11 protein-coding genes and 2 tRNA genes are annotated in these 19,427 nt (G+C 62.4%); 8 read left to right on the top strand and 5 right to left on the bottom strand.

The annotated features are described in order from the left end of the window. Positions 1 to 76: 76 nt before the first annotated feature. The 5 genes from KBB96_RS02015 (at position 77) to KBB96_RS02030 (ending at position 2,274) form a co-directional block, all read left to right on the top strand. A tRNA-Asn gene (locus tag KBB96_RS02015) sits at positions 77 to 151 on the top strand. A 486-nt stretch (positions 152 to 637) separates the two neighbouring features. Beyond that, positions 638 to 1,291, top strand: coding sequence for a TolB-like translocation protein (locus tag KBB96_RS02020; protein WP_211631818.1), 654 nt, complete (start codon positions 638 to 640; stop codon positions 1,289 to 1,291). 163 nt (positions 1,292 to 1,454) lie between these two features. Further along, complete coding sequence (locus KBB96_RS02025) at positions 1,455 to 1,784, top strand: HU family DNA-binding protein (RefSeq protein WP_211631819.1); 330 nt, start codon at positions 1,455 to 1,457, stop codon at positions 1,782 to 1,784. Between the two features lie 237 nt (positions 1,785 to 2,021). Then, positions 2,022 to 2,156 carry a hypothetical protein gene (locus tag KBB96_RS21135; protein WP_264176985.1) on the top strand — a complete coding sequence of 45 codons (135 nt, stop codon included), beginning with the start codon at positions 2,022 to 2,024 and terminating at the stop codon, positions 2,154 to 2,156. Between the two features lie 35 nt (positions 2,157 to 2,191). Further along, a tRNA-Leu gene (locus KBB96_RS02030) sits at positions 2,192 to 2,274 on the top strand. Between the two features lie 176 nt (positions 2,275 to 2,450). On the opposite strand, the gene KBB96_RS02035 is transcribed toward KBB96_RS02030, so the two are convergent. The 5 genes from KBB96_RS02035 to KBB96_RS02055 form a co-directional block, all read right to left on the bottom strand. Continuing rightward, on the bottom strand, positions 2,451 to 8,039 hold the full coding sequence (locus tag KBB96_RS02035; RefSeq protein WP_211631820.1) for a beta strand repeat-containing protein: 5,589 nt from the start codon (positions 8,037 to 8,039) through the stop codon (positions 2,451 to 2,453). Positions 8,040 to 8,080: 41 nt separating this feature from the next. Next, positions 8,081 to 9,676 (bottom strand): LamG-like jellyroll fold domain-containing protein, encoded by a 1,596-nt coding sequence (locus KBB96_RS02040; protein ID WP_211631821.1) that lies wholly within the window; start codon positions 9,674 to 9,676, stop codon positions 8,081 to 8,083. A 10-nt stretch (positions 9,677 to 9,686) separates the two neighbouring features. Further along, positions 9,687 to 10,241, bottom strand: coding sequence for a sigma-70 family RNA polymerase sigma factor (locus KBB96_RS02045; RefSeq protein WP_211631822.1), 555 nt, complete (start codon positions 10,239 to 10,241; stop codon positions 9,687 to 9,689). Between the two features lie 261 nt (positions 10,242 to 10,502). After that, positions 10,503 to 11,957, bottom strand: a complete 1,455-nt coding sequence (locus tag KBB96_RS02050; RefSeq protein ID WP_211631823.1) for a glycoside hydrolase — start codon at positions 11,955 to 11,957, stop codon at positions 10,503 to 10,505. Positions 11,958 to 12,040: 83 nt separating this feature from the next. Further along, the gene (locus tag KBB96_RS02055) at positions 12,041 to 13,702 is read right to left on the bottom strand and encodes a multicopper oxidase domain-containing protein (protein ID WP_211631824.1); all 1,662 of its coding nucleotides are present in this window, start codon (positions 13,700 to 13,702) and stop codon (positions 12,041 to 12,043) included. Between the two features lie 254 nt (positions 13,703 to 13,956). Between KBB96_RS02055 and KBB96_RS02060 the strand changes: the two genes are divergently transcribed. Genes KBB96_RS02060 through KBB96_RS02070 form a run of 3 tightly spaced genes read left to right on the top strand, consistent with a single transcriptional unit; the run spans position 13,957 to position 19,370 of the window. Beyond that, positions 13,957 to 14,805, top strand: a complete 849-nt coding sequence (locus KBB96_RS02060; RefSeq protein WP_211631825.1) for a tetratricopeptide repeat protein — start codon at positions 13,957 to 13,959, stop codon at positions 14,803 to 14,805. Beyond that, on the top strand, positions 14,802 to 18,755 hold the full coding sequence (locus KBB96_RS02065) for an Ig-like domain-containing protein (RefSeq protein ID WP_211631826.1): 3,954 nt from the start codon (positions 14,802 to 14,804) through the stop codon (positions 18,753 to 18,755). The genes KBB96_RS02060 and KBB96_RS02065 overlap by 4 nt, the downstream gene beginning before the upstream one ends. A 21-nt stretch (positions 18,756 to 18,776) precedes the next feature. Beyond that, entirely contained in the window at positions 18,777 to 19,370 is a 594-nt protein-coding gene (locus tag KBB96_RS02070) for a PEP-CTERM sorting domain-containing protein (protein WP_211631827.1), read from the top strand. Positions 19,371 to 19,427: the final 57 nt, after the last annotated feature.

Raw genomic sequence — 19,427 nt, forward strand, 5'->3', positions numbered from 1 at the left:
TCATTTTTGCCTTGCGCGGAACCCCGGCCCCCGATCATCTTCCGCCCGCCCCGCAACCCGGGGCGACAATGGCAAATCCGGTGTAGCTCAGCGGTAGAGCGGGTGGCTGTTAACCACTAGGTCGTAGGTTCGAGCCCTACCGCCGGAGCCAACTGAAGGCCCCGATCCTCACAGGATCGGGGCCTTCGCCCTTTCCGGCAGAGAGAAGCTCCTCCAAACACATCACTCCCTTGTGTGGCTCGCGCCCGATGTCGATCCAGCCCTTGGACGGATCGATTTGCGTCCGGATAATTCAAAGACTTGAAGAACAGATGTGTCATCCGTATGAGCGTCGTCAGCCTTTCAGGCGGACTCTTGTCCCGCTGCCGGTCATGGCTGCGGAAACCATTCAATGTGATATCCAATGAAGTCTCGCTCTATCATTGCCCTGACCCTTGGAGGACTCGCATCGGCGGTTTGTGTTTTCAAGATGCAGGGAACATCTCAGGAATCCCTCGCAACCCGAGCCGAAGCTTCGCATCCGAGAGAGGCGCGCAAGCCCGCCCAAAATCACAAGTGGACCTTGAACGAGGCTTCCGTGCCTGCGACCCGATCTTTGCCGGGGACCACCATGCAAACGCCGCCCGCGGATGAAGAATTGCCCGCGGGCAAGCGGCAGCCGCGTGGCATTCCGTCGTATGCTTCTGGAAAAGCTTCCATAAGATCTGACCATTCTTCCGCGGGTGAGTTGTCGAAATCATTTTCCTCTTCCAACAGCGGGCAAATCGTTGCCGCCGGAACTGGCGGAGAAGAGCTGTGGCACGAAGGGACTCCCATCTTCGCCGCCCCGCTCATTGATTCGGCTTCATTCGCTCCGGATGGCTCTGCTGCGGTTTCGGCCATTGTAGGATCGGATGACTCCGATTCCATGTCACGGACCGATGCTTCGTCGGGCGGTCAACAGCAGATGGCACCCACAGGAGTGCGCGGGATCTGGCTGGTTTCTTCCTCCGGTGAGAAGCAGCGGATATCATCCGAAACGATGGATGCATACGCACCATCCCTTTCTCCGGATGGTTCCAAGATCGCATTCATGGGGCGCGAATTCGACGAGTCCGGCAAGCCTTCGGCCGGGCGCCTCTACGTCGGCCATGTTTCCATGGGCAGCTTCCAGTCGTATGTAGTTCAAAGGGCGTGGTCGTCCTTTTCGGATACCAGTGCCGCTCAATGGCTGGATGAGAATCGCGTCAGCATCGTGTCGGATCGTGGAGATCGGCAGGTGTTGCGGGTGGTTCCGGATGGGGACGAATAGGAAGGGATGCTGCTGTTTCAGGCGGCATGTCCTTCGGGATATTCCGGGCCTGTTGGTGGATGCCGGCCTGGGGGGAATTGAGCTGGAAACACCTGTTCTTTGTGGCCGTTTTTCGTTCCCTTCTTGACTCCAGCCGTTCTGTTGGAGAATCGTTCCCCGAAGTATGGCTAAGAAACCAGCACCCGTAAAAGACCGCTATAGCAAGACCCAGATCCTTGACGAGATCGCGGCCAGCACCCAGCTCACTCGCAAGCAGGTGGCAGCCGTTCTCGACAGCCTCACCGACGTCATCGAAAGCCACGTCAACAAGAAGGCCGTCGGTGAATTCGTCCTGCCCGGTCTGCTCAAGATCAACACGATCAAGAAGCCTGCCGTGAAGGCTCGCAAGGGCATCAACCCCTTCACCAAGGAGGAAGTGACCTTCAAGGCGAAGCCGGCCACCACCGTGATCAAGGTGCGCGCGCTCAAGAAGCTGAAGGACATGGCCCTCTGAAGGGTTGTTTCCAGTATTCTCAAACAGAAAGCCCGGTCCGAATGGTCCGGGCTTTTTTCGTGTTCAGGGCATTGGCGGGTGGATATGTGGATGTGGACCAGAAGCAACCGAAGTTTGTCCACAAAGTGAATTGATGGGACAAGGAATGGGAAAACCATGAACAATATTCCCGGACCAGACACACCCATCGAAGGCTCCGCACGAAAGCCTGACGCGGATCTTTTGCGCGGGCTTTGCATGCTGGACCGTTCCGGCCTTTCCATCTTCCACGCTGTCAGATGCGATGTCCCGGAGCCGCGCGAAGTGGGCACGACGGTCATTGTTCCGGAGACGGCGCTGCCTGTTCTGGACGCCGCCGCCGAACTCCGTTAGCGTGTGCGCCCCACCCGGTCCTCCGGGAATCCCGGGCCTCCGTGGTGGAATGGTAGACGCTGCGGACTTAAAATCCGTTGTCCGCAAGGACGTGCCGGTTCGAGTCCGGCCGGAGGCACCGAGGGAATGCTTTGATGAGGATTGCGGTGGCCCGGCGGCTTTGGACCGGCCCCCTCCGGGGCTCCCCTCCGCCCGCCGAAGAGGTGATTGAGATGCAAAAACCCGATCCGGGAAATCCCGGATCGAGCTCTGTTGCATTGCATTTACCCGATGAAAACCGTCGTGCGAAGCTGCTCAGGGTTTCGGAGTGGCCTTGAGGCGGACGAAGAGCTTGCCGTTCACGGCATTGCTGCGGGCAATCTTCACCGTGACGTAGTCGTAGGCCGGTATGCTCTGGTCGATGGACACCACTCCGTCGGAGGGATCCGCATCCGGGATGGGAATGTCGGTCCATGAGGCGAGGCCTGTTCCCCACTGGACGGTGACATTGGTGTCCTGCTTCGATTGGGTGCTGCGCAGGAAGTAGAAGTAGAGGTAGTTCGCATCCGAGCCCTGCATCGGCAGTTCGGAAGAACTGAATGCCAGCGGATTGGCCATCAAGACATACTCAAGCAGGTTGGCTAGACCATCGTGATCCGGGTCCTGGGTGAGGCCGTTGTTGACGGAGGTCAGACCTTGCGCCGCGGCCCAAACGAGGAATGGCGCATTTGTCAGCTTGATCTGTCCCGCGGTGCTGGTGTCCACGGCGTAGCCCGACGGAAGGCCGGTCACCGTGGTGAACGCCGGTGCCGCCCCGGTGTAGGTGGCGATCACGTAGCTCGATGCGGTGGGCGCGGAAACCGTGGAGATGGCCAGCGTGGCCCCGGTGAGGGTCAGGCTGCCATTCACCACCAGTTTGTCGCTGGTGGCCCCGTTCAGTTTGCAGGCGTAGGTGCCGCCATTGAGGACAACCGCACCGGTGGTCAGCGTGCCGGTACCGGTGGTGCCGGGAGCGATCTTCCCCGCTGCGGTCACCGTACCATTGACCGTGCCGGTACCGCCGAGGGTGCCGCTTGCGTCAACGCTCACCGCGCTGCCCGATGCCAGGGAACCGGTGATCAGCAGGGTGCCCGCATTCACCACAGTGGCGCCGGTGTAGGTTTGGACTCCCGTCAGAGTGGTGGTGCCGGAGCCCACCTGTTTCAGCTGACCAGTTCCGGAGATGATGTTGGAGAAGCTGCCGGCCGCATCGGAACGGTTGAAGGACAGCGCCGAGTTGTTCGTGACATTGAGGCCGCCAAGCGTGCCGGTTGCGCCACCATTGCCAACCATGAGCGTCGTTCCGGCACCGGTAATGGCGAGGGACTTGGTGGCAGTGCCGGCGATGGTGTTGGTGCCGGAGAAGGCCACCGTGCCGCCGCCCGTGATGGTCAGCACGGAGGTGGCCGCATCGCCGGAAGGCGAGGTTCTAATGATCCCCTGGATGTCCAGGTCGATGCCGGAAGCCGTCGTGCCCGGCGCGACGGTGAATGTGGTGTTGCCCTGGCGCAGCGGGGAAAGCGCGGTGCCGCTGATCGTGGAGGTCGTGGACGAAGCAAACGTCTTCAGAGTCGAAGCACCAGCGAAGAAGTCGATGTTCGAGCCCGCGATGCCGGTGATGCTCCCGCCGGTCATGTTGATGGTGGCACTGCCCAGCGTCTGGTTGCCCGTCGAGTTGACGTCGAGGTTGCCGCCCACGAGGTTGATGGTGTTGAGGCGAGTTGTCGCATCGTAACCTGCCGCATCGCCGGTGCTCAACCGCAGGGTCGCGCCGGTGTTGATGGTGGCCACACCGCGCATGGCACCGTTGGCTCCGCCGCCGCCGGTGAGGTCAAGGATGCCCTGGCTGACGGTGGTGCCACCAGTGTAGGTGGTCTGATTGCTGAACGTGAGCGTGCCCGCACCAGTCTTGGTCAGTGCTCCCGCACCGGAGACGCCCCCGGAGAACGTCTGTGCGGTGGAGGAGGCGTGGTTGAAGGTCGCACCCGAGGCGATGGAGATGGCACCGGGATAAGCACCGGAGTTCAACGAGCCGGAACCGCTGATGACCAGTGTGCCGCCACTGACGGCCGTCGCACCAGTGTAAGTGTTCGTAGCGGTGAGCGTGAGGGTTCCGGTGCCGAGCTTGGCGAGTCCCAGCGTATCGGCCACCGTGCCGACATGGTTCGCAATGGCGGTGGCATAGGTGAAATTGCCGCCGGCATTGGTGGTATCAAGGCCGATGCTCGAACCATTCTTGAACCCTTGGGTGGCGGTGACGGCACCAACATTCGTGAGACTCTGGAGGGTATCGATGTCCGCCGAGGTGAACTCGCCGGTTCCACCGATATTGAAGGCGGCGATCGCTCCGGAGGCGACGGTCAGGTTGGCAGCAGTCCACGAGGCAGGAGTGTTGTTATAGAGGGCGACCTGCTTGGTGAATTGCGCCGCACCGCCATTGATGGTGGTGGTACCGGTGTAGGTATTGGCGGCGGTGAAAATCACCTTGCTGCCACCGTCACCCGCGAGCTTGTCGATCGTGACGGGTCCGGTGCCGGAGACGACCCCGTTGACGACGAGGTTCTTCGCATTCCACTGGCTCTTGAAAGTGCCGCCGGAAGCGCCGATCGTGATGGCACCGCTGAGATTGTTCACCCCGTCCTGGCTGAGCAGTGTGCCGCCATTGAGCGTGATGTTGTTCGCGAAGGTCGTCCCCGTGGTGGTGGTGTTCACCCAGAACTGGAGCGTGGCACCGGTGTTGACGGTGGCGCTGCCCGTGCCCAGCGCGGTCGCGCCGGTACCGGTATTGTTACCCGCGGAGAGAGTGCCGCCATTGACGGTGGTGCCGCCGGTGTAGGTATTCGCCCCCGAGAGCGCGACACTGCCGGTCGTCTGCAACGCCACGGCCCCGGTGCCGTTGTCCGCGATCTTGGAAGAGACGAAGATGAGATTCGTGCTGCCGTTGTGAATGTCGATGGTTCCCGCGGTATCGTCCGCGCCACCGGCCGTGAGCGTTCCGCTCTGGATCGTCAGTGCCGAGGCGCCGGTTCCCGAGAAGATGCGGCCGCTCGCGCCGAGACGCAGGACATTGGTCCCGAGATCCGTGATCGTGGTGCCGCCGGTGGCGGTCTGGAAGAGGGTGCTGATGTCGGTGGTTGCCGCACCGAGCGTGATGTTGGTCGAAGTCCCTCCCGTGCCTTCGATGATACGGACGATGGAGCCCGCGCTGCTGGTGATCGTCTTTGTGCCGGTGGCCCGGTTGACATCCGCGTAGGTCACGCTGGCGGCGACGATGTTGCCCAGTCCGCCACCCAGCGTGCCATCGTTCATGGCGAGCTGGTTGCCAGCGAAGGTGATGTTGTCGAGGTAGCCTCCGCCATTGTTCGCCACCGTGGTGGTGGCGAGCCCGGCGGCCGCAATATTCAGCACGCCGTTGTTGGTGTAGTTGCCGAGGGCCAGCACGGTGGAATTGAACCCACCGCGCGTGATACTGACATTTCCATTGATGGTGACGGGGCCCACGACTTCCACATGAGTGCCGGTTACTCCGCCCATCTGGAGGGTGCCTCCGTTCAGGATCAGTGCCCCGGTGTCGGAGAGTTTGGAATTGTCCTGCGTGTTGTAGTCCAGGACGAGCGTGCCGGCGTTCAAGGTCGTCGCACCGGTGAAGGTATTCCCACCCGAGAGTGTCTGCGTTCCCGTGCCGATTTTGGAGAGGGAGACAGTGCCCGCGCCGTTTTCCATCACACCGGCGAAGGTGGCGGTCGCGTTGGATTCACCCACCGTCCAGGTTGCATTCGTGGCGGCGGCTGAATTGGTCAGCTTGCCACCCGTGACGCCGTTGAAATTACTGGTGCTTTCCGAATGTCCGTTGAGGTCGAGCGTGCCGGCGAGTCCGTTCACGCCGTAGTTGGTGCCCGCATTGCCGCCATAGATCTGATCGGGGCCGATGCCGGTGAGCTTGACGGTGGTGCCGGTGGCCACGCTGCTGATCCCCGCAAGCGCGCGGGTGGTGGTGCCGGTCTTGGCGAGATCCAGTTCCCCTGCGGAGACGGCGGCATAGACGCTTGAGTTGTCGGCGGAGCCGCCGAAGACGAGCGTGCCCGCGCCGGTCTTCGTCAGAATGACGCTGCCGCCAGCGGCGTTGAGCGTGTTGGCGATGGTCAGGGTGGTCGCCGCGTTCGTCACCTCGAGGGTGCTGGCCGCCGTGACGGTGAAGGCGTGATCGGTCGAAACCGAACCACCTGTGTATTTGAAGGTGCCGCCGGCAAAGACCAGGTTGCCCGCCGCATTGGTGGCTGCACCGATGTTGCTGGCCACGCCGCTGTTGGCGAGGGTGCTGACGCTCAGAGTGGCACCGGCGCCCACCGTGGTGACACCGGTATAGCTGTTGTTGCCGGAGAGCACCGCGGTACCCGCGCTCACGTTCATCGCGCCACCGCCGGTGTTGAGATCACCGGCGAACGTCCATGTCCCGGCCCCCGACTTGCCAATGTTCATCAGGCCGCCAAGAGCGGTGATGCCCCCGTCGAGTTGGCCATTGCCAGTGCCCCCGAAGGTCAGGCCTTTGGCGCCCGACCCTGTGGTCGTGGTGGCGGTGGTGAAACGGAGCAGGCCCGCACCGTTGTTGTTGACGGTCGCTCCGCCGGTGGTGCCGGAGAAATTCAGGACACGGTCCGTCGTTTCTCCCGAGCCCGTGTAGGTCAGAATGCCCTGTGCTCCGCCGCCACCGAGGTTGATGGTGCCGTTGGTGCCGAGGTTCCCGCTGAAACCGGTATTGCCGATGTTGGACACAGACACCGTCCCATTGGCCACGGTCGTCGCACCCGTGTAGGTGTTGGCTCCGGAAAGCGTGATCACCCCGGCAGCAAGGGCGTTATACAGGGAAAGGTTGAATCCTCCTGAAATGACCCCCGAAGACGTGATCCCGCCACCAGCAGCGTTCTGCAGGTAAATTCCGGAATCGCCAGTGAGGGTGATGTTCCCCGTGAAGGTGCAGTTTGTCGTTGAAACGCGGAGCGCACCGTTGTCCTGGCCGCCTTCACCCCAGCCCATCCCGCTGATGGAGAAACTCTGGCTGAAGGTAGTAGTCGTCACACCGGAGGTGAAGCCAAGGAATTGCGCGCCGCTACCGACGACGATATTGGTCGCTCCGCCCAATCCCGACGATACGCCGTGGATCCGTCCTCTATCGACCTGCAGCGTGCCCGTGAAACCGGAGCCGAGGGAGATGGGAGCGGAGGGACACCAATTGGCCGAGCCATTGACTGCCTGGGCGGAATTCAGCCGCAAGGTGCCGGCTCCGGTAATATTGGCCCATGTGGGCGCGGCGGCGGTGGCATAGTTCAGGTAAAGTGAACCCGCAACGACGGAATAGTTGCCCGTGCCGACGGTCCCGTTGGTCGTGCCATCGCCAATTTGCAATGTGCCGGCGTTGATGGCCGTGCCACCGGAGTAGGTGTTCCCTGCGGTCAGAACGAGCGTGTCGTTACCAGCCTTGGTCAGTCCTGCGGTTCCCGTGAGGATCGAGCTGATGGTGGCCGCGGTGTCGGTGGTGACCGTTGGCGAACCGCTTGGAACCGCGAGAATGATCGCGTTTCCACTGATGGTCCAGGCGCTTCCCGTGGCACCGTTGTCGGAGAAGAAGATGTTACCGATGGTACGGTTCACACCGTTGAGGGACACGGCCGTGGTGGCGGTGATGTCGCTGGTGAAGTTCGCCGTGAACCCGGAGCCATCGGCGATGGTGCTCCCGGACCAGTTGACGGCATCGGTCCAATTGCCGGACGGGGCGGTGACGACCCAAGTGCCATCGGCGGCGTTGGCCTGGAGAATAGCGGATCCAAAAAGGAGGGAGAGTTGAAGGAAACGACAGGTTTTTTTCATGGGGTTGGGATGCGATTTTACAATGAGACGGGAGGGGAAATTCAGCGGTGGGAGGCCGCGAAGTGGGCCTTCACCTCCGCGGCGGAGAGCGGACGGTCGTAGAGGGCGAGCTCATCAATGCCACCGGACCACTGCCGGAATGCGTCCACGGGACCCGGCTGCAACCGGCCGACGATGGCCCGCAATGAAACTCCCCCCGATGGCGATGATGCGATGATCTCGCGGGAAGGCTCACCATCGATATAGAGACACATCCGGTCCGGACCGAACGTGGCGGCCACATGAACCCAGCGGTGGAGCAAATTCCCCCGGGATGACATGAGATTGAACCCACCATCATATCCCGCTGGCGAGCGGCGGAGCGCCCGGAACACATGGCCGGGATTGCTGTCACGGAAATCCCTCGACCTGCCGGTGATTTCCAGCAGGGAAGCATCGGGCGCATGGTTGCTCCGATTGCGCTGCCGGACATCGTCTGGAATGGGACCGTCCAGCTCCAGGGCGACCGCCGTGGCCAGAGATTCACCACTTGAATAGAGCAGGCATTCGATGCTCCGGCCCCGCGGGGTATCAAGGCCCTTGATTCCAGAAATGCTGTCGGCGAACCCGGAAGCGTCCGTATTGTTGACGAACAAATAGCGTTGCGAGGCACCTTCCAGCCTCGCCATCCCGCGGAGTGCCAATGAGTGGCCTCCCGATGTTTCATCCGTCACCATGCCGTCCAGCCCGAGCTTTTCGAAGCGCCAGTATGCCATCGGCGAGGACTCCATGATCGCCCGGGGATAGGCTTCCGATCGGATCGAAGGGCCGGGCAGAATGGAGGGAGGCACACGCGGGAAATCACCTTCCGCGTCATCGGCCCGCTGGATGGTGGTGCTGATCAGAAGGCCATTGCCGGCTTGGAGGTCCCATTCATCAAGAGGCTCGTCCGGAACCCCGGCGGTGGAAACCCTCACACCGCCGGCAAAGCAGCGGAGCCGCGCGTCTCCGCCTTCCTCCGCGATCACCGAGAATTCCCCTCCGGTATTGGCCACGGATCCGTGCTCAACCTCCACGATGAACATGCGGTGCGGCCCCTCGCCGCGGAAGGCCGCCTTCCCCCGGATCAAGTGGATCTGGGAGCGGCTCACCAAGCGGAACTCCGCCGGACCGCGGAACGTGACAGCGGGTCCATCCAGGATGGAGATGGAAAGATCTCCGGTGGTCGTTTTGATCTCCCCCACGGGCAGACCGATGCCATTCGCCGCCGGTTCCGGAAGATTCCACTGTACCCCATCTTGCGCCGTGACAATGGCCAACACCGAAGGAATCACCTCCCCCTCCTTGCCCGCTGTCTGCCGCTCGGCGGGCGTAGCGGGTGACGGCCACCACATCCATGTCACTGCACTGATCGCCAGCGCGGCGGCAGCGGCGAGCCACGTCCACGAACGGCTGCGCCGAAAAGGAGGGAGTGCCCGAATGCGCTCACCGGCGTTCTCATCTCCGAGGGCGAAGTGGACCGCGATGTGGACGAGATAGTATTCCCGGGCCGCAGCATCGTTGCGCAGGATCTCATCCAACTCCTCCGCTTCGGCGGGCTCTATAAGACCGTCGCTCAGACGCGCAAGCAGGTGGGAAAGTCGTGGGTCGGGCGTCACGGGCATTCCATCACGGGGTTCGGATCAGACCTTCGGCGGCGAGTTGGCGGTGGACGCAACCGACAAGGAGCGAGCGCAGTTTTTCCAAGGTCCGGTAAAGACTGTGGACCGACTTCTTCCCCGATGCCGCGAGCTCCGCGATCGAGGTTCCGCGGGAATAGCGGGCCAGGATGATCGTGCGGGAGTTGGTGTCCAGCTTGCCGAGGCATTCATCCAGGGCCACACGGGCGGGCTCGGCGAGACTCCGGGAGGAAGCCTCCTCCGCCAGCAGAGCCACCAGCTCTTCCGAAAACACCAGGCCCGAAAACACCAGACGATCACGGCTGCGCTTCTTCCGGAAGCGCAGCACTTCGAAATACGCCAGACTGTTGGCCCAGGGTAGGAACTCGCGTTCCCGATCGTAGGTTTCAAATTTCTCCCACAAGCTGAGCGCCACATCCTGCATCAGTTCATCCAAATCGGCGGGCTGCGGATGAATGCTCAGAATGAAATTCCGGATGGCCGGTTGATGTGGCACCATCCGCGAGAGGAACTCGCGGGTCTGCTCGTCATGGGGAGTGGTCATAGTGGTGCTCTTAAAGGTATAAGCCCCGCGCGGACCCTTTTGGCGGAGTATTTCATGAAATTTTTCCGGAGCCCGGGACAGGACCTCCCGTGAGGTGCGCGGCAACCGGTCAACCGATTGGACCGGATCGGCCAACCGGTGCGTTCCACGCTCCAACGCCGCGCCTTACGACCTACAGATCGGCAGCCAATCTGATATGCCTGTGCCTTCGCGCCGCGCTTGAAGGTTTTTCAGCCGCGCTTGCCGTCCACCGGGAGCATTTCACCTGGTGGTCCGGAGGTCATTGATGACGATGGTCTGCACCGACTTCTCGGGAAGCGTGACGGAGAGGCTGCCACCCTGGAACGTGACTGCGGTTGAAATCTGGTAGCGCGCCTGTCCATGTGGCTGGGTAAGCCAGACATCCGCCCGGCCGGTGGCTGCGAATTTCGACAGATCGAAGCGCGCGGTGCGGGCCTTGTCCGAATCATTCAGGCAGACCAGCGTGAGGCGGGCATGCTGCACATCATAGGCGGCGATGGTGGATTCATCCCCGGTGGTCAGAATGATCGCCCCCTGTGGGATGCTGCGGGTGTATTGTGCCAGCACGTGCCACTTCGGATTGATCTGTGTCATGCGGCCTCCGCGCAGGTTCCCCGCCACCAGTCCCCAGCCGCCGCCATCCACCGCCTGCCAGTAGGACCAGGACACGGCGCGGAGGTGGGCGATGTCCCGATGAAGATTGCGGGCCATGTTCAAGCCGTGCGGATCGCCATCGCCGTATTCGGAATTCCACACCACCTTGCCATCGACTGCGGCGATGCGGTGCAGTTCCGCGCGGTCGCCCTTCGCTTCCTGATAGCCGTGGACGTTCACATGGCTGACGAGCTTCTTCACCTCCGGGCTGAAGCTCTTCCATGTCTCGATCGCATGGTCGTAGTAGGTTTCCTCCGAGGCGGTGATGGGCAGGGATTTGAGATCGCGGCGGTCGAGCTCCTCGCGGACCAATGGAAGGAGGCGTGCCTGGGCGGGTGCGGAAACGTGGCAGCCCTCCTGTTTGCAATCCGCGAACCACCAGTCCGAACGCGGTTCATTGAAAGGCGCGACCGAGGTGAAGGTGATGCCCCATTGCTCGTTCGCACGTTTGGCGATGGTGGCAAGATAGATGGCGAAGTTCCGTTCGTGTTCGGTCGCCAGATTGTCGTCGGTGGGTTTCGGGCCGCCCGAGGGATTGTCGTTCTTCGTCATCCACCACATCGGTGAATTGGAGAACAACTCGAACTGCTTCACGCCGCGTTCCCTTGCCTTCGTGAGCATCAGCCGCTGCTTGGCATCCACATCCCAATTCCACGATTTGGAATTGGGGTCCGGATTCTTGCCATCCAGCCAGAAGCCTTCCATCTGGCGGTAGCGTTGGATGATCTTCGAGACGACCATTTTCCTGCCATCGACATCGTTCCAACCGCACGCGCCCGCGTTGTAGCGTGCGAAGGTCAGGCCGAGGCCGGGAATGAGATCGGGGCCAAGCTTGACCGGCTTGGTGGTGAAAAGCGCGTCGGCCAGATCATCCCGGTCGCCGAAGACTCCCGCCCACCACGCCAGCGAGATGCCCCATCCCTGCCAGGTGCCCTGCCGTGCGGCGGGATCGATCATCACACTACCGGTTTCCGCAGAGTGGGAATGGACCGGAAGCAGGGCGAGAGCGAAGGTGGTGAGAAGGGAGAAGACGTGTGACATGGGAGGCCGCTGGATTCACCAGCCAACGGCATGAAGCGCCCGCATGTTTCGCGTTTTTTGGAAATGTGGCGTGGGCCGGATGATTATTGGCGCTGCAACTCCAATTTTGTGCCCGTGACCTTCAGCGGCAGTTCGACGCGGTGGGTAGTCTCGTCCACGGACAGCTCCAGTTGCAGAGGCTTGGTCGGTTGATCCTTCAGATAGTTCTGGATTTCGGACTGCCAGTCGTTGCCCTGCAGGGTGAGCTCGATTTCGAGCTCCTCTGTCTGGACGATGCCGGAGGGATCCACATTCAGCACCCGGAATTTCACGTCATGATCATTGCCGCTTCCCGCCCGGTCCAGGCGCGTGGCGGCCTTTTGTTTGCCTGCGGCCACACGCAGCGTCGTCGTCCAGACCGGCAGGTTCGCGTAGGCGGAAACGGTGGCTCGTGCCTTGAGCTGGAATTTGCCGTCTTCCAGAGAACCTTCAGCGGACGTCCAGCGCACGCTATGCTGGGCCGGCAACAGCCCGAAGAACGAGGCGGCGGTGAGGGCGGGGGCGTCTTTCCTCAGCACCTTGTAGTGCCCGTACATCCCTTCCATCATGTGCTCGCCCACATGGCAATGGATCATCCAATTGCCCGGATTGTCCGCCACCATGTCCGCGAGCTTCATTGTGCCGGGCATCAGTTCGATCACGTCGGTGGAATGACCTGCGGCATCCTTCAACCGCGCGCCGTGCCAGTGGGCGGTGTGAACATCCGCTTCGTTGCCCAGTGCGAATAGATACCAGCGCACACGCTCGCCTTCCTTCATGTCCATGCCACCGGCATTGCCGAAGACGCGGCCATTGATCGCGTGGCGCATCGCCAGCTCGCGTTGCTCTTCCGCTTCGGCCCACGGCGGCGGACCGGCAGGAGGCGGACCGCCATCGATTCCCTTGCCGTCCGGAGTGGTGACCTGCTCGTAGAGCTCCTTGCTCTCGGTCATGCCGCTCTCATCGTAGTTCTGGAGCAACATCGCCATCTCGCGGTCCACATCGGCCGGTGTTCCATCCGGTCGCGCGCGCGCGGCATCGGTGACCACGATGAAACCGGAGAGGCCGGAGTTGATCTCTTCATCACCCAGCACGTGGCTGTGATAGAGCCATGGCTTGGAGCTCGGTTCATCCGGTCGCGGGCCGCTGGCCTCATCGAGATACCAGACGTAGGTGAAGCGCGCCTGCGGGGCGATCGAGGCACCGAGGCCGCGTTCCGAAAGGTAGCTGGAACCTTCGCTGTCCTTGTCATAGCGGACGCCGTGCGGATGCAGGGACACCGGCGTGGAAAGGCGGTTGAGAAGGGTGACCACGATGTATTCCCCGGTCACGCCACGCAGCACCGGTCCGAGAATGCCCAAGCGCTCGTCCGGCAGCGCGCGGGTGGTGAAGGTGGCATCGGTGTACTGCCTGTATCGTAGTTTCGGATAGGCGGGGTTCGCCAGGATCTGCGGCGGAATCTTGTTGCCCATCACCGGATCCTTTCCTTCCGGCAGGTAGTCCCACACCTCCGGCTCGGCGGCGAGATAGTAGTGCCTGACTTTCGCGGGATCGGGAGTTTGTCCGAAGTATTTGCCGCCGGGATCCGGATCGCCTTCGAAGACGGTCGGCTTCATCACCGGATTCGCCTGGCACCACGGGCACGCGGACAAGCGCGGAGCGCCGAGCATCATGGCCGATGCAGCCAGCAGGAGGGGGAGTGCGGCGGAAAATGCGCGCGGGGACATGCGAGGCTCATAGATCGGAAGCTGCCGGGAACAGCGTGTCCGATCGTGACAATTTCGTGACTCCGGATCGGCTTCCGGCGCGTTTTTTGTGACGTGGCGTTCACTGATTATTCTGTCACCAACGGAAAGTGGGAGAACCGCGATTGGGTGCTTCATTTCGCACCCGCTTGCCCCCCCTGCGGACAGATTTTTTGTGTGGAAGAAAGCCGGCCACGGAACGCCGTGCTGGCGCGATGATGTCATGCTTGCTGCGCATGATGGTCATCGTGCTATGCGGAGGTTCCTTGGCCGGTGTTTCCCACGCGCACGGCACGCATAGCGACCTCATGAAGCTGGTGGACGACCAACTCGCCAGGGAACCGCGGAATGGCGAGCTCTGGTATCGACGTGCCGAGCTCGATCTGGAGCACGGAGATTGGGCGGAAACCTTGCGCGACCTTGAAAAAACGGAGGAATGCGCCCCCGGGAAATTCCCGGTGCTGTGGGTGAAAGGCCAGGTGCTCGATGCGGAGAACAAGCCGGAGGAAGCGAAGGGCGTGCTCGATACCTTCCTCTCGGGAAACCCCACCCACTGGGCCGCGCTGGCATCGCGTGCCCGTGTCGAAACGAAGCTGGGGCTGCATGAAAAAGCAGTGCTCGACTACACTGCCGCGCTGGCGAACAACCGTGAGGCCGAGCCGGATCTGGTTCAGGAAACCGCGGCCTGTCTTGCTGCCAACGGCCACGACGATGAGGCGATCCGGGTGTTGGAAGCTGGATTGAAGCGCCTTGGCGCTATCCCTTCGCTGCAGATCAAGGTGATCGAGGTCGAGGTCAACGCCCGCCGCTACGATGCCGCGCTCGCCCGCGTGGCCATGATCGAGAAAAGCGCGCCGCGTCCCGAGCCGTGGATGGTGCAGCGGGCCGGTATCCTCATTCGTGCGGAACGTCCGCGTGAGGCGCGTGCCACGTGGGAGTCGCTGCTTTCCCATCTCCAATCGCTCCCGGACGCGGAGCGGGGTTCCCACGCCATGTCGGTATTCGCCCGCCAGGCCCGCACCGCGATCGCATCCCTCGATTCCTCCACCGCTCGCTCCAATCCCTTCGCATCACCAAATCCATGAACCTCCGCCACCTGCAACCACTGGCGGCCCTTGTCCTGTTGTCAGGAATGACACAGGCCCAATCGGTCAGCTTCACCGGTTCGTTCACCGAGAATTTCAACTCGATGGGCACCACCGGCACCACCCGCCCCACCGGCTGGACCACCAAGAATGGTGCGTCCGGCACGGATAACAACACCTGGGGATCGAGCGTCACCGCCAGCGCCGTCGCCGCCATGGTGAACATCACCAGCGCGCTTACCGCGAACAACGCGCCCACCGCCACGAACGTCAATGGCTACAACGCCCAGGGCGCTTCCTCCAGCGACCGGGTATTCTGCACCTCGCCTACCGGTCAGGCCGGTGTGGCCACGCAGCTCTCCCTGACCAACGGCACGGCTGCCGCGATTTCGAGCATCGTGGTGGGTTATGACACCCGTCGCTATACGGCTGCTTCTTCGGCCAATGAACTGCCGGGCTATTGGCTGTTCTACAGTCTCGACAACGGGACTACCTGGGCGAACGTCGCCGCGCTGAATCCCGCGATTTCCGGGACTTCCGGTGTGGTGGTTCCCAACACGGTCGGAGTGACCACCGTGCCCGCCACCACGGTGAGCCTTTCCGGGGCCTGGGCGGCGGGTGGCACGCTGTTGCTCCGGTGGATCGACGACAATGCCAACCAGACTTCTCCCGACCAGATCATCGGTCTGGACAACGTGGTCATCAATGCCGGTCAGCCGGGACCAACGGTGGCTCTGACCGCTCCCGCCAATGGTTCCACGACCGCATTGCCGGCCTCGGTGAATCTGGTGGCGAGCGCTTCCGATTCCAATGGCACGGTGGCCAAGGTCGAGTTCTACCAAGGCGCAACCAAGCTCGGGGAGGCGACCTCTTCGCCCTTCCAATACACCTGGACCGGTATGATTTCCGGCTCCTATTCGTTGACCGCGAAGGCGACCGACAATGATGGTGCCTCCACGACCTCGTCGCCCGTGACGATCACGGTGACGAATCCCTCGAACGTCGCCCCGGCGGTGGCGATCACTTCCGAATTTGATGGCCAGAAGGTTCCCGCGTCCACGCTGGTGCTCACGGCTTCCGCTTCGGACAGCGACGGCGTGGTTTCGAAGGTGGAGTTCTTCAACGGCGCGACCAAGCTCGGCGAAAGCACCACCGCTCCTTACTCGCTCACCCTCCCCAGTGTGGCGGTTGGCACCTATGCGATCACCGCCAAGGCCACCGACAACGATGGTGGCACGACCACCTCCGCGGTGGTGAATGTGCAGGCCGTGGCCTATACCGATACCACCGTGCTCAATCGCGGCTCGGTGTGGAAGTATCTCGACGATGGCTCCAACCAGGGAACTGCTTGGAAGGAAACCGCGTTCGACGACAGCGCGTGGGCATCCGGTGCCGCCCGTCTCGGCTATGGCGACACCCAGGTCACGGCGCTGCGCCAGGGCCCGTCCGGAATGACCAGCAGCACGAAGTACATCACCTACTACTTCCGCCGGACCTTCACCGTCTCGGACGTGTCAAAGGTGATCGGCCTGTCCTCCACCCTCCAGCGCGACGATGCCGCGGTCATCTACATCAACGGAGTGGAAGTCGCCCGCAGCAACATGCCTGCCGGTGCGTTCGACTACCTCACCAACTCCTCCACGATCGTCGATGCCGCGGACGAGACGACCTTCTTTCCACTGACCCTGCCGTTTGCTTCGCTGGTGACCGGTGAGAACACCATCGCCGTGGAAATCCACCAGCGTGACAATACCAGCTCCGATCTCGGGTTTGACATGGATCTCACCCTGGCCACCGAAGGCGGCAACGCGCGGCCGGTGGTGCAGATGACCTCTCCGGCCAATGGCAGCACCGCTTTCCTTGGCAATCCGATCCTGCTTTCCGCGGATGCTTCCGACAGTGATGGCACCATCGCCAAGGTCGAGTTCTTCAATGGCGCGACCAAGCTCGGCCAGGCCACCAGCGCCCCATGGCAATACACATGGAACGGCGTGACCGCAGGCAGCTACAGCCTCACCGCGGTGGCGACCGACGATCTCGGCGCCACGGGCACTTCGTCCGCCGTCAGTCTCACGGTGAGCACCGGCCCGTCCGGCACGCTCCAGCGTGGACCGTATCTGAACATGGCGAACCAGAACAGCATCGTGGTGCGCTGGCGCAGCTCACAGTCCGTGGTCGGCCGGGTCCGCTATGGCCTGTCTCCGACCGCGCTCAACCTGAGCACCGACGAAGCCTCCGCGAAGACCGATCACGAGGTGCGCCTCACCGGTCTCACCCCCTACACCCGCTACTACTACAGCGTCGGTTCCGCACAGGATGCGCTCACGCCGGAGTCGGCCGAGACCACTTCGTTCAAAGCGGTTGGAACTCTGGCCCCCACCGCGGCGGACTATACCTTCCGTACTTCGCCGGTTCCCGGCACGGCGACGGACACCCGCATCTGGATCATCGGCGACTGCGGTCGCGGTACCAGCACCCAGGCGGGCGGTCGTGAGGCGTATCAGACTTTCACCGGTTCGCGCATTCCCGATCTCAACCTCCAGCTCGGTGACAATGCCTACAACAGCGGCACCGATTCCGAGTATCAGACCGGCTACTTCAACATGTATGCCGACTACTTCCGGAAGATGCCGCAGTGGAGCACGCTGGGCAACCACGACGCCAACAACGGCGTGACCAACCCGGCCACCAACTTCCCGTACTTCGACATGTTCACCTTCCCGAAGGCGGGTGAATGCGGTGGCGTGGCTTCCGGCACGGAGCACTACTACAGCTTCGACTACGGCAACATCCACTTCATCTGTCTCGATTCCCAGGCGAGCGACACCACTGTGGACAATGCCGCGACGACCGGCACGAATGAGGACGGTCCGATGGCCGCGTGGCTGCGCCAGGATCTCGCCAGCACCACCGCCACGTGGATCCTCGCCTTCTGGCACCATCCGCCCTACTCGAAGGGCAGCCATGACTCGGACTCCGAGACCCAGATGGTGAACATGCGCACGCGCTTCAACCCGATCCTCGAGCAGGGCGGGGTGGACATGGTCTTCGTCGGCCACAGCCACAACTACGAGCGCAGCTTCCTCCTCGACGGTCACTACGGCACCAGCGGCACGATCACGACCGCGATGAAGAAGAATGCCGGCAACGGCAGCACCACCGGCATCACCACCGGAGCGTCCGGCGTCATCCGCCGAGCACCGAACTTCACAGCCACCACCACCACCGCGGGCACGGTGATTCCCGCGGACGGCGCCTACAAGAAGCCGCTCACCGGTCCGCGCGACCACTTCGGCACCGTTTACAACACCGCGGGCATGTCCGGCCTGGCGGACGCCGGTTCGATCAACCACACCGCGATGTATATTTCGTACAATACGGTGGGCACCGTGAACATCGACATCAACGGCAACACGTTGAAGGCCACCTACGTCCAGTCCGGCGGTGCGACTCCGGACAACTACACGATCGTCAAGGAAGGCGCGGCCGACACCGATGGCGACGGCATTCCGGATGCCTACGAGATGGCCAACGGTCTCAACCGCTATTCCAACGATGCAAATGCGAACACGGATGGAGATGGAGTGTCGAACTTCCTCCAGTTCGCTTTCGGTCTCGATCCGCGGGTGGGGGGAGACACCACGCCGGTGGATGTGAACGTGGGTTCGCACAGCCTGGCCAAGCGCGGCATGCCGGCCACCTGGTATCAGGCGACCAACAATGGCACGGACTTCCGCGTGCTTTTCACCCGCCGCAAGGACTACCAGGAGGCAGGGGTTTCCTATACGCCGCAGTTCAGCGCCGACCTTGTGAATTGGACCAGCAGCAACGCCACCCAGGAGGTGGTGGCGGATGGCGGCGATGTGGAGGCGGTCAGCATCCGCTACCCGCTGTTCGTCGGTGGGCGCAAGGCGCGGTACTTCCGCATCCAGGTCAGCAGCAACCACTGAAAACTCCTACCTGCACCATTCATGAAATCCATTTGCTCCCTCGCCCTCGCCGCTTGCTTCGCGGCGGCGGCCCCATCGCAGGCGGCGGTTGTTTACAGCGGCTTGCAGAATATCACGGTGACCACGACCTTCGATGGCGTGTATCTGGACGTGGATGCCGGCACGACCAGCGGCACCGAAACCACCGGTTGGGACATCAATCCTTTCTTTGGCGGTGAAGGCGTTGCGAACAGCCCGGACTTCCAACCGGCCCGCACCACCATTGCTCTCGATGCTCCGATCCTGAACATCGCGCCCGGCAGCACGGTGGACGGCACCTTGAACTTCCTCACCGGCTTCGGTGGCTCGGATTCCCATACCGGCAACGGCGTCGGTCAGTTCGCCTCGGGTACGGAAGGTTACATCGGCTTCAAGCTCACACCGAACGATGACAGCGGCACCTTCTACGGCTGGATGCGCGTTGTGTTCTCCAACGATGGCTCCACCGGTGTGATCCGTGACTGGGCCTATGAAACCAGTGGCTCCGGTATCACCGTGGGTGCTGTCCCGGAGCCTTCGGCGTTCGCGCTGCTGGGCCTCGGTGCCGCCGGATTGCTCCGCCGCAAGCGGAAGTAATGCGACCGGGAACTTATCATCAAAAAAGGGCGGCCTTCACAGGTCGCCCTTTTCATT

Origin of the sequence: Luteolibacter ambystomatis, assembly GCF_018137965.1 — a bacterium.
Taxonomy (GTDB): Bacteria; Verrucomicrobiota; Verrucomicrobiia; order Verrucomicrobiales; family Akkermansiaceae; genus Luteolibacter; species Luteolibacter ambystomatis.

Coding starts and splice junctions, on each gene's coding strand:
- KBB96_RS02060 (WP_211631825.1), top strand. CDS start 13,957: ATGATGGTCATCGTGCTATGCGGAGGTTCCTTGGCCGGTGTTTCCCAC.
- KBB96_RS02025 (WP_211631819.1), top strand. CDS start 1,455: ATGGCTAAGAAACCAGCACCCGTAAAAGACCGCTATAGCAAGACCCAG.
- KBB96_RS02065 (WP_211631826.1), top strand. CDS start 14,802: ATGAACCTCCGCCACCTGCAACCACTGGCGGCCCTTGTCCTGTTGTCA.
- KBB96_RS02045 (WP_211631822.1), bottom strand. CDS start 10,241: ATGACCACTCCCCATGACGAGCAGACCCGCGAGTTCCTCTCGCGGATG.
- KBB96_RS02070 (WP_211631827.1), top strand. CDS start 18,777: ATGAAATCCATTTGCTCCCTCGCCCTCGCCGCTTGCTTCGCGGCGGCG.
- KBB96_RS02050 (WP_211631823.1), bottom strand. CDS start 11,957: ATGTCACACGTCTTCTCCCTTCTCACCACCTTCGCTCTCGCCCTGCTT.
- KBB96_RS02035 (WP_211631820.1), bottom strand. CDS start 8,039: ATGAAAAAAACCTGTCGTTTCCTTCAACTCTCCCTCCTTTTTGGATCC.
- KBB96_RS21135 (WP_264176985.1), top strand. CDS start 2,022: ATGCTGGACCGTTCCGGCCTTTCCATCTTCCACGCTGTCAGATGCGAT.
- KBB96_RS02055 (WP_211631824.1), bottom strand. CDS start 13,702: ATGTCCCCGCGCGCATTTTCCGCCGCACTCCCCCTCCTGCTGGCTGCA.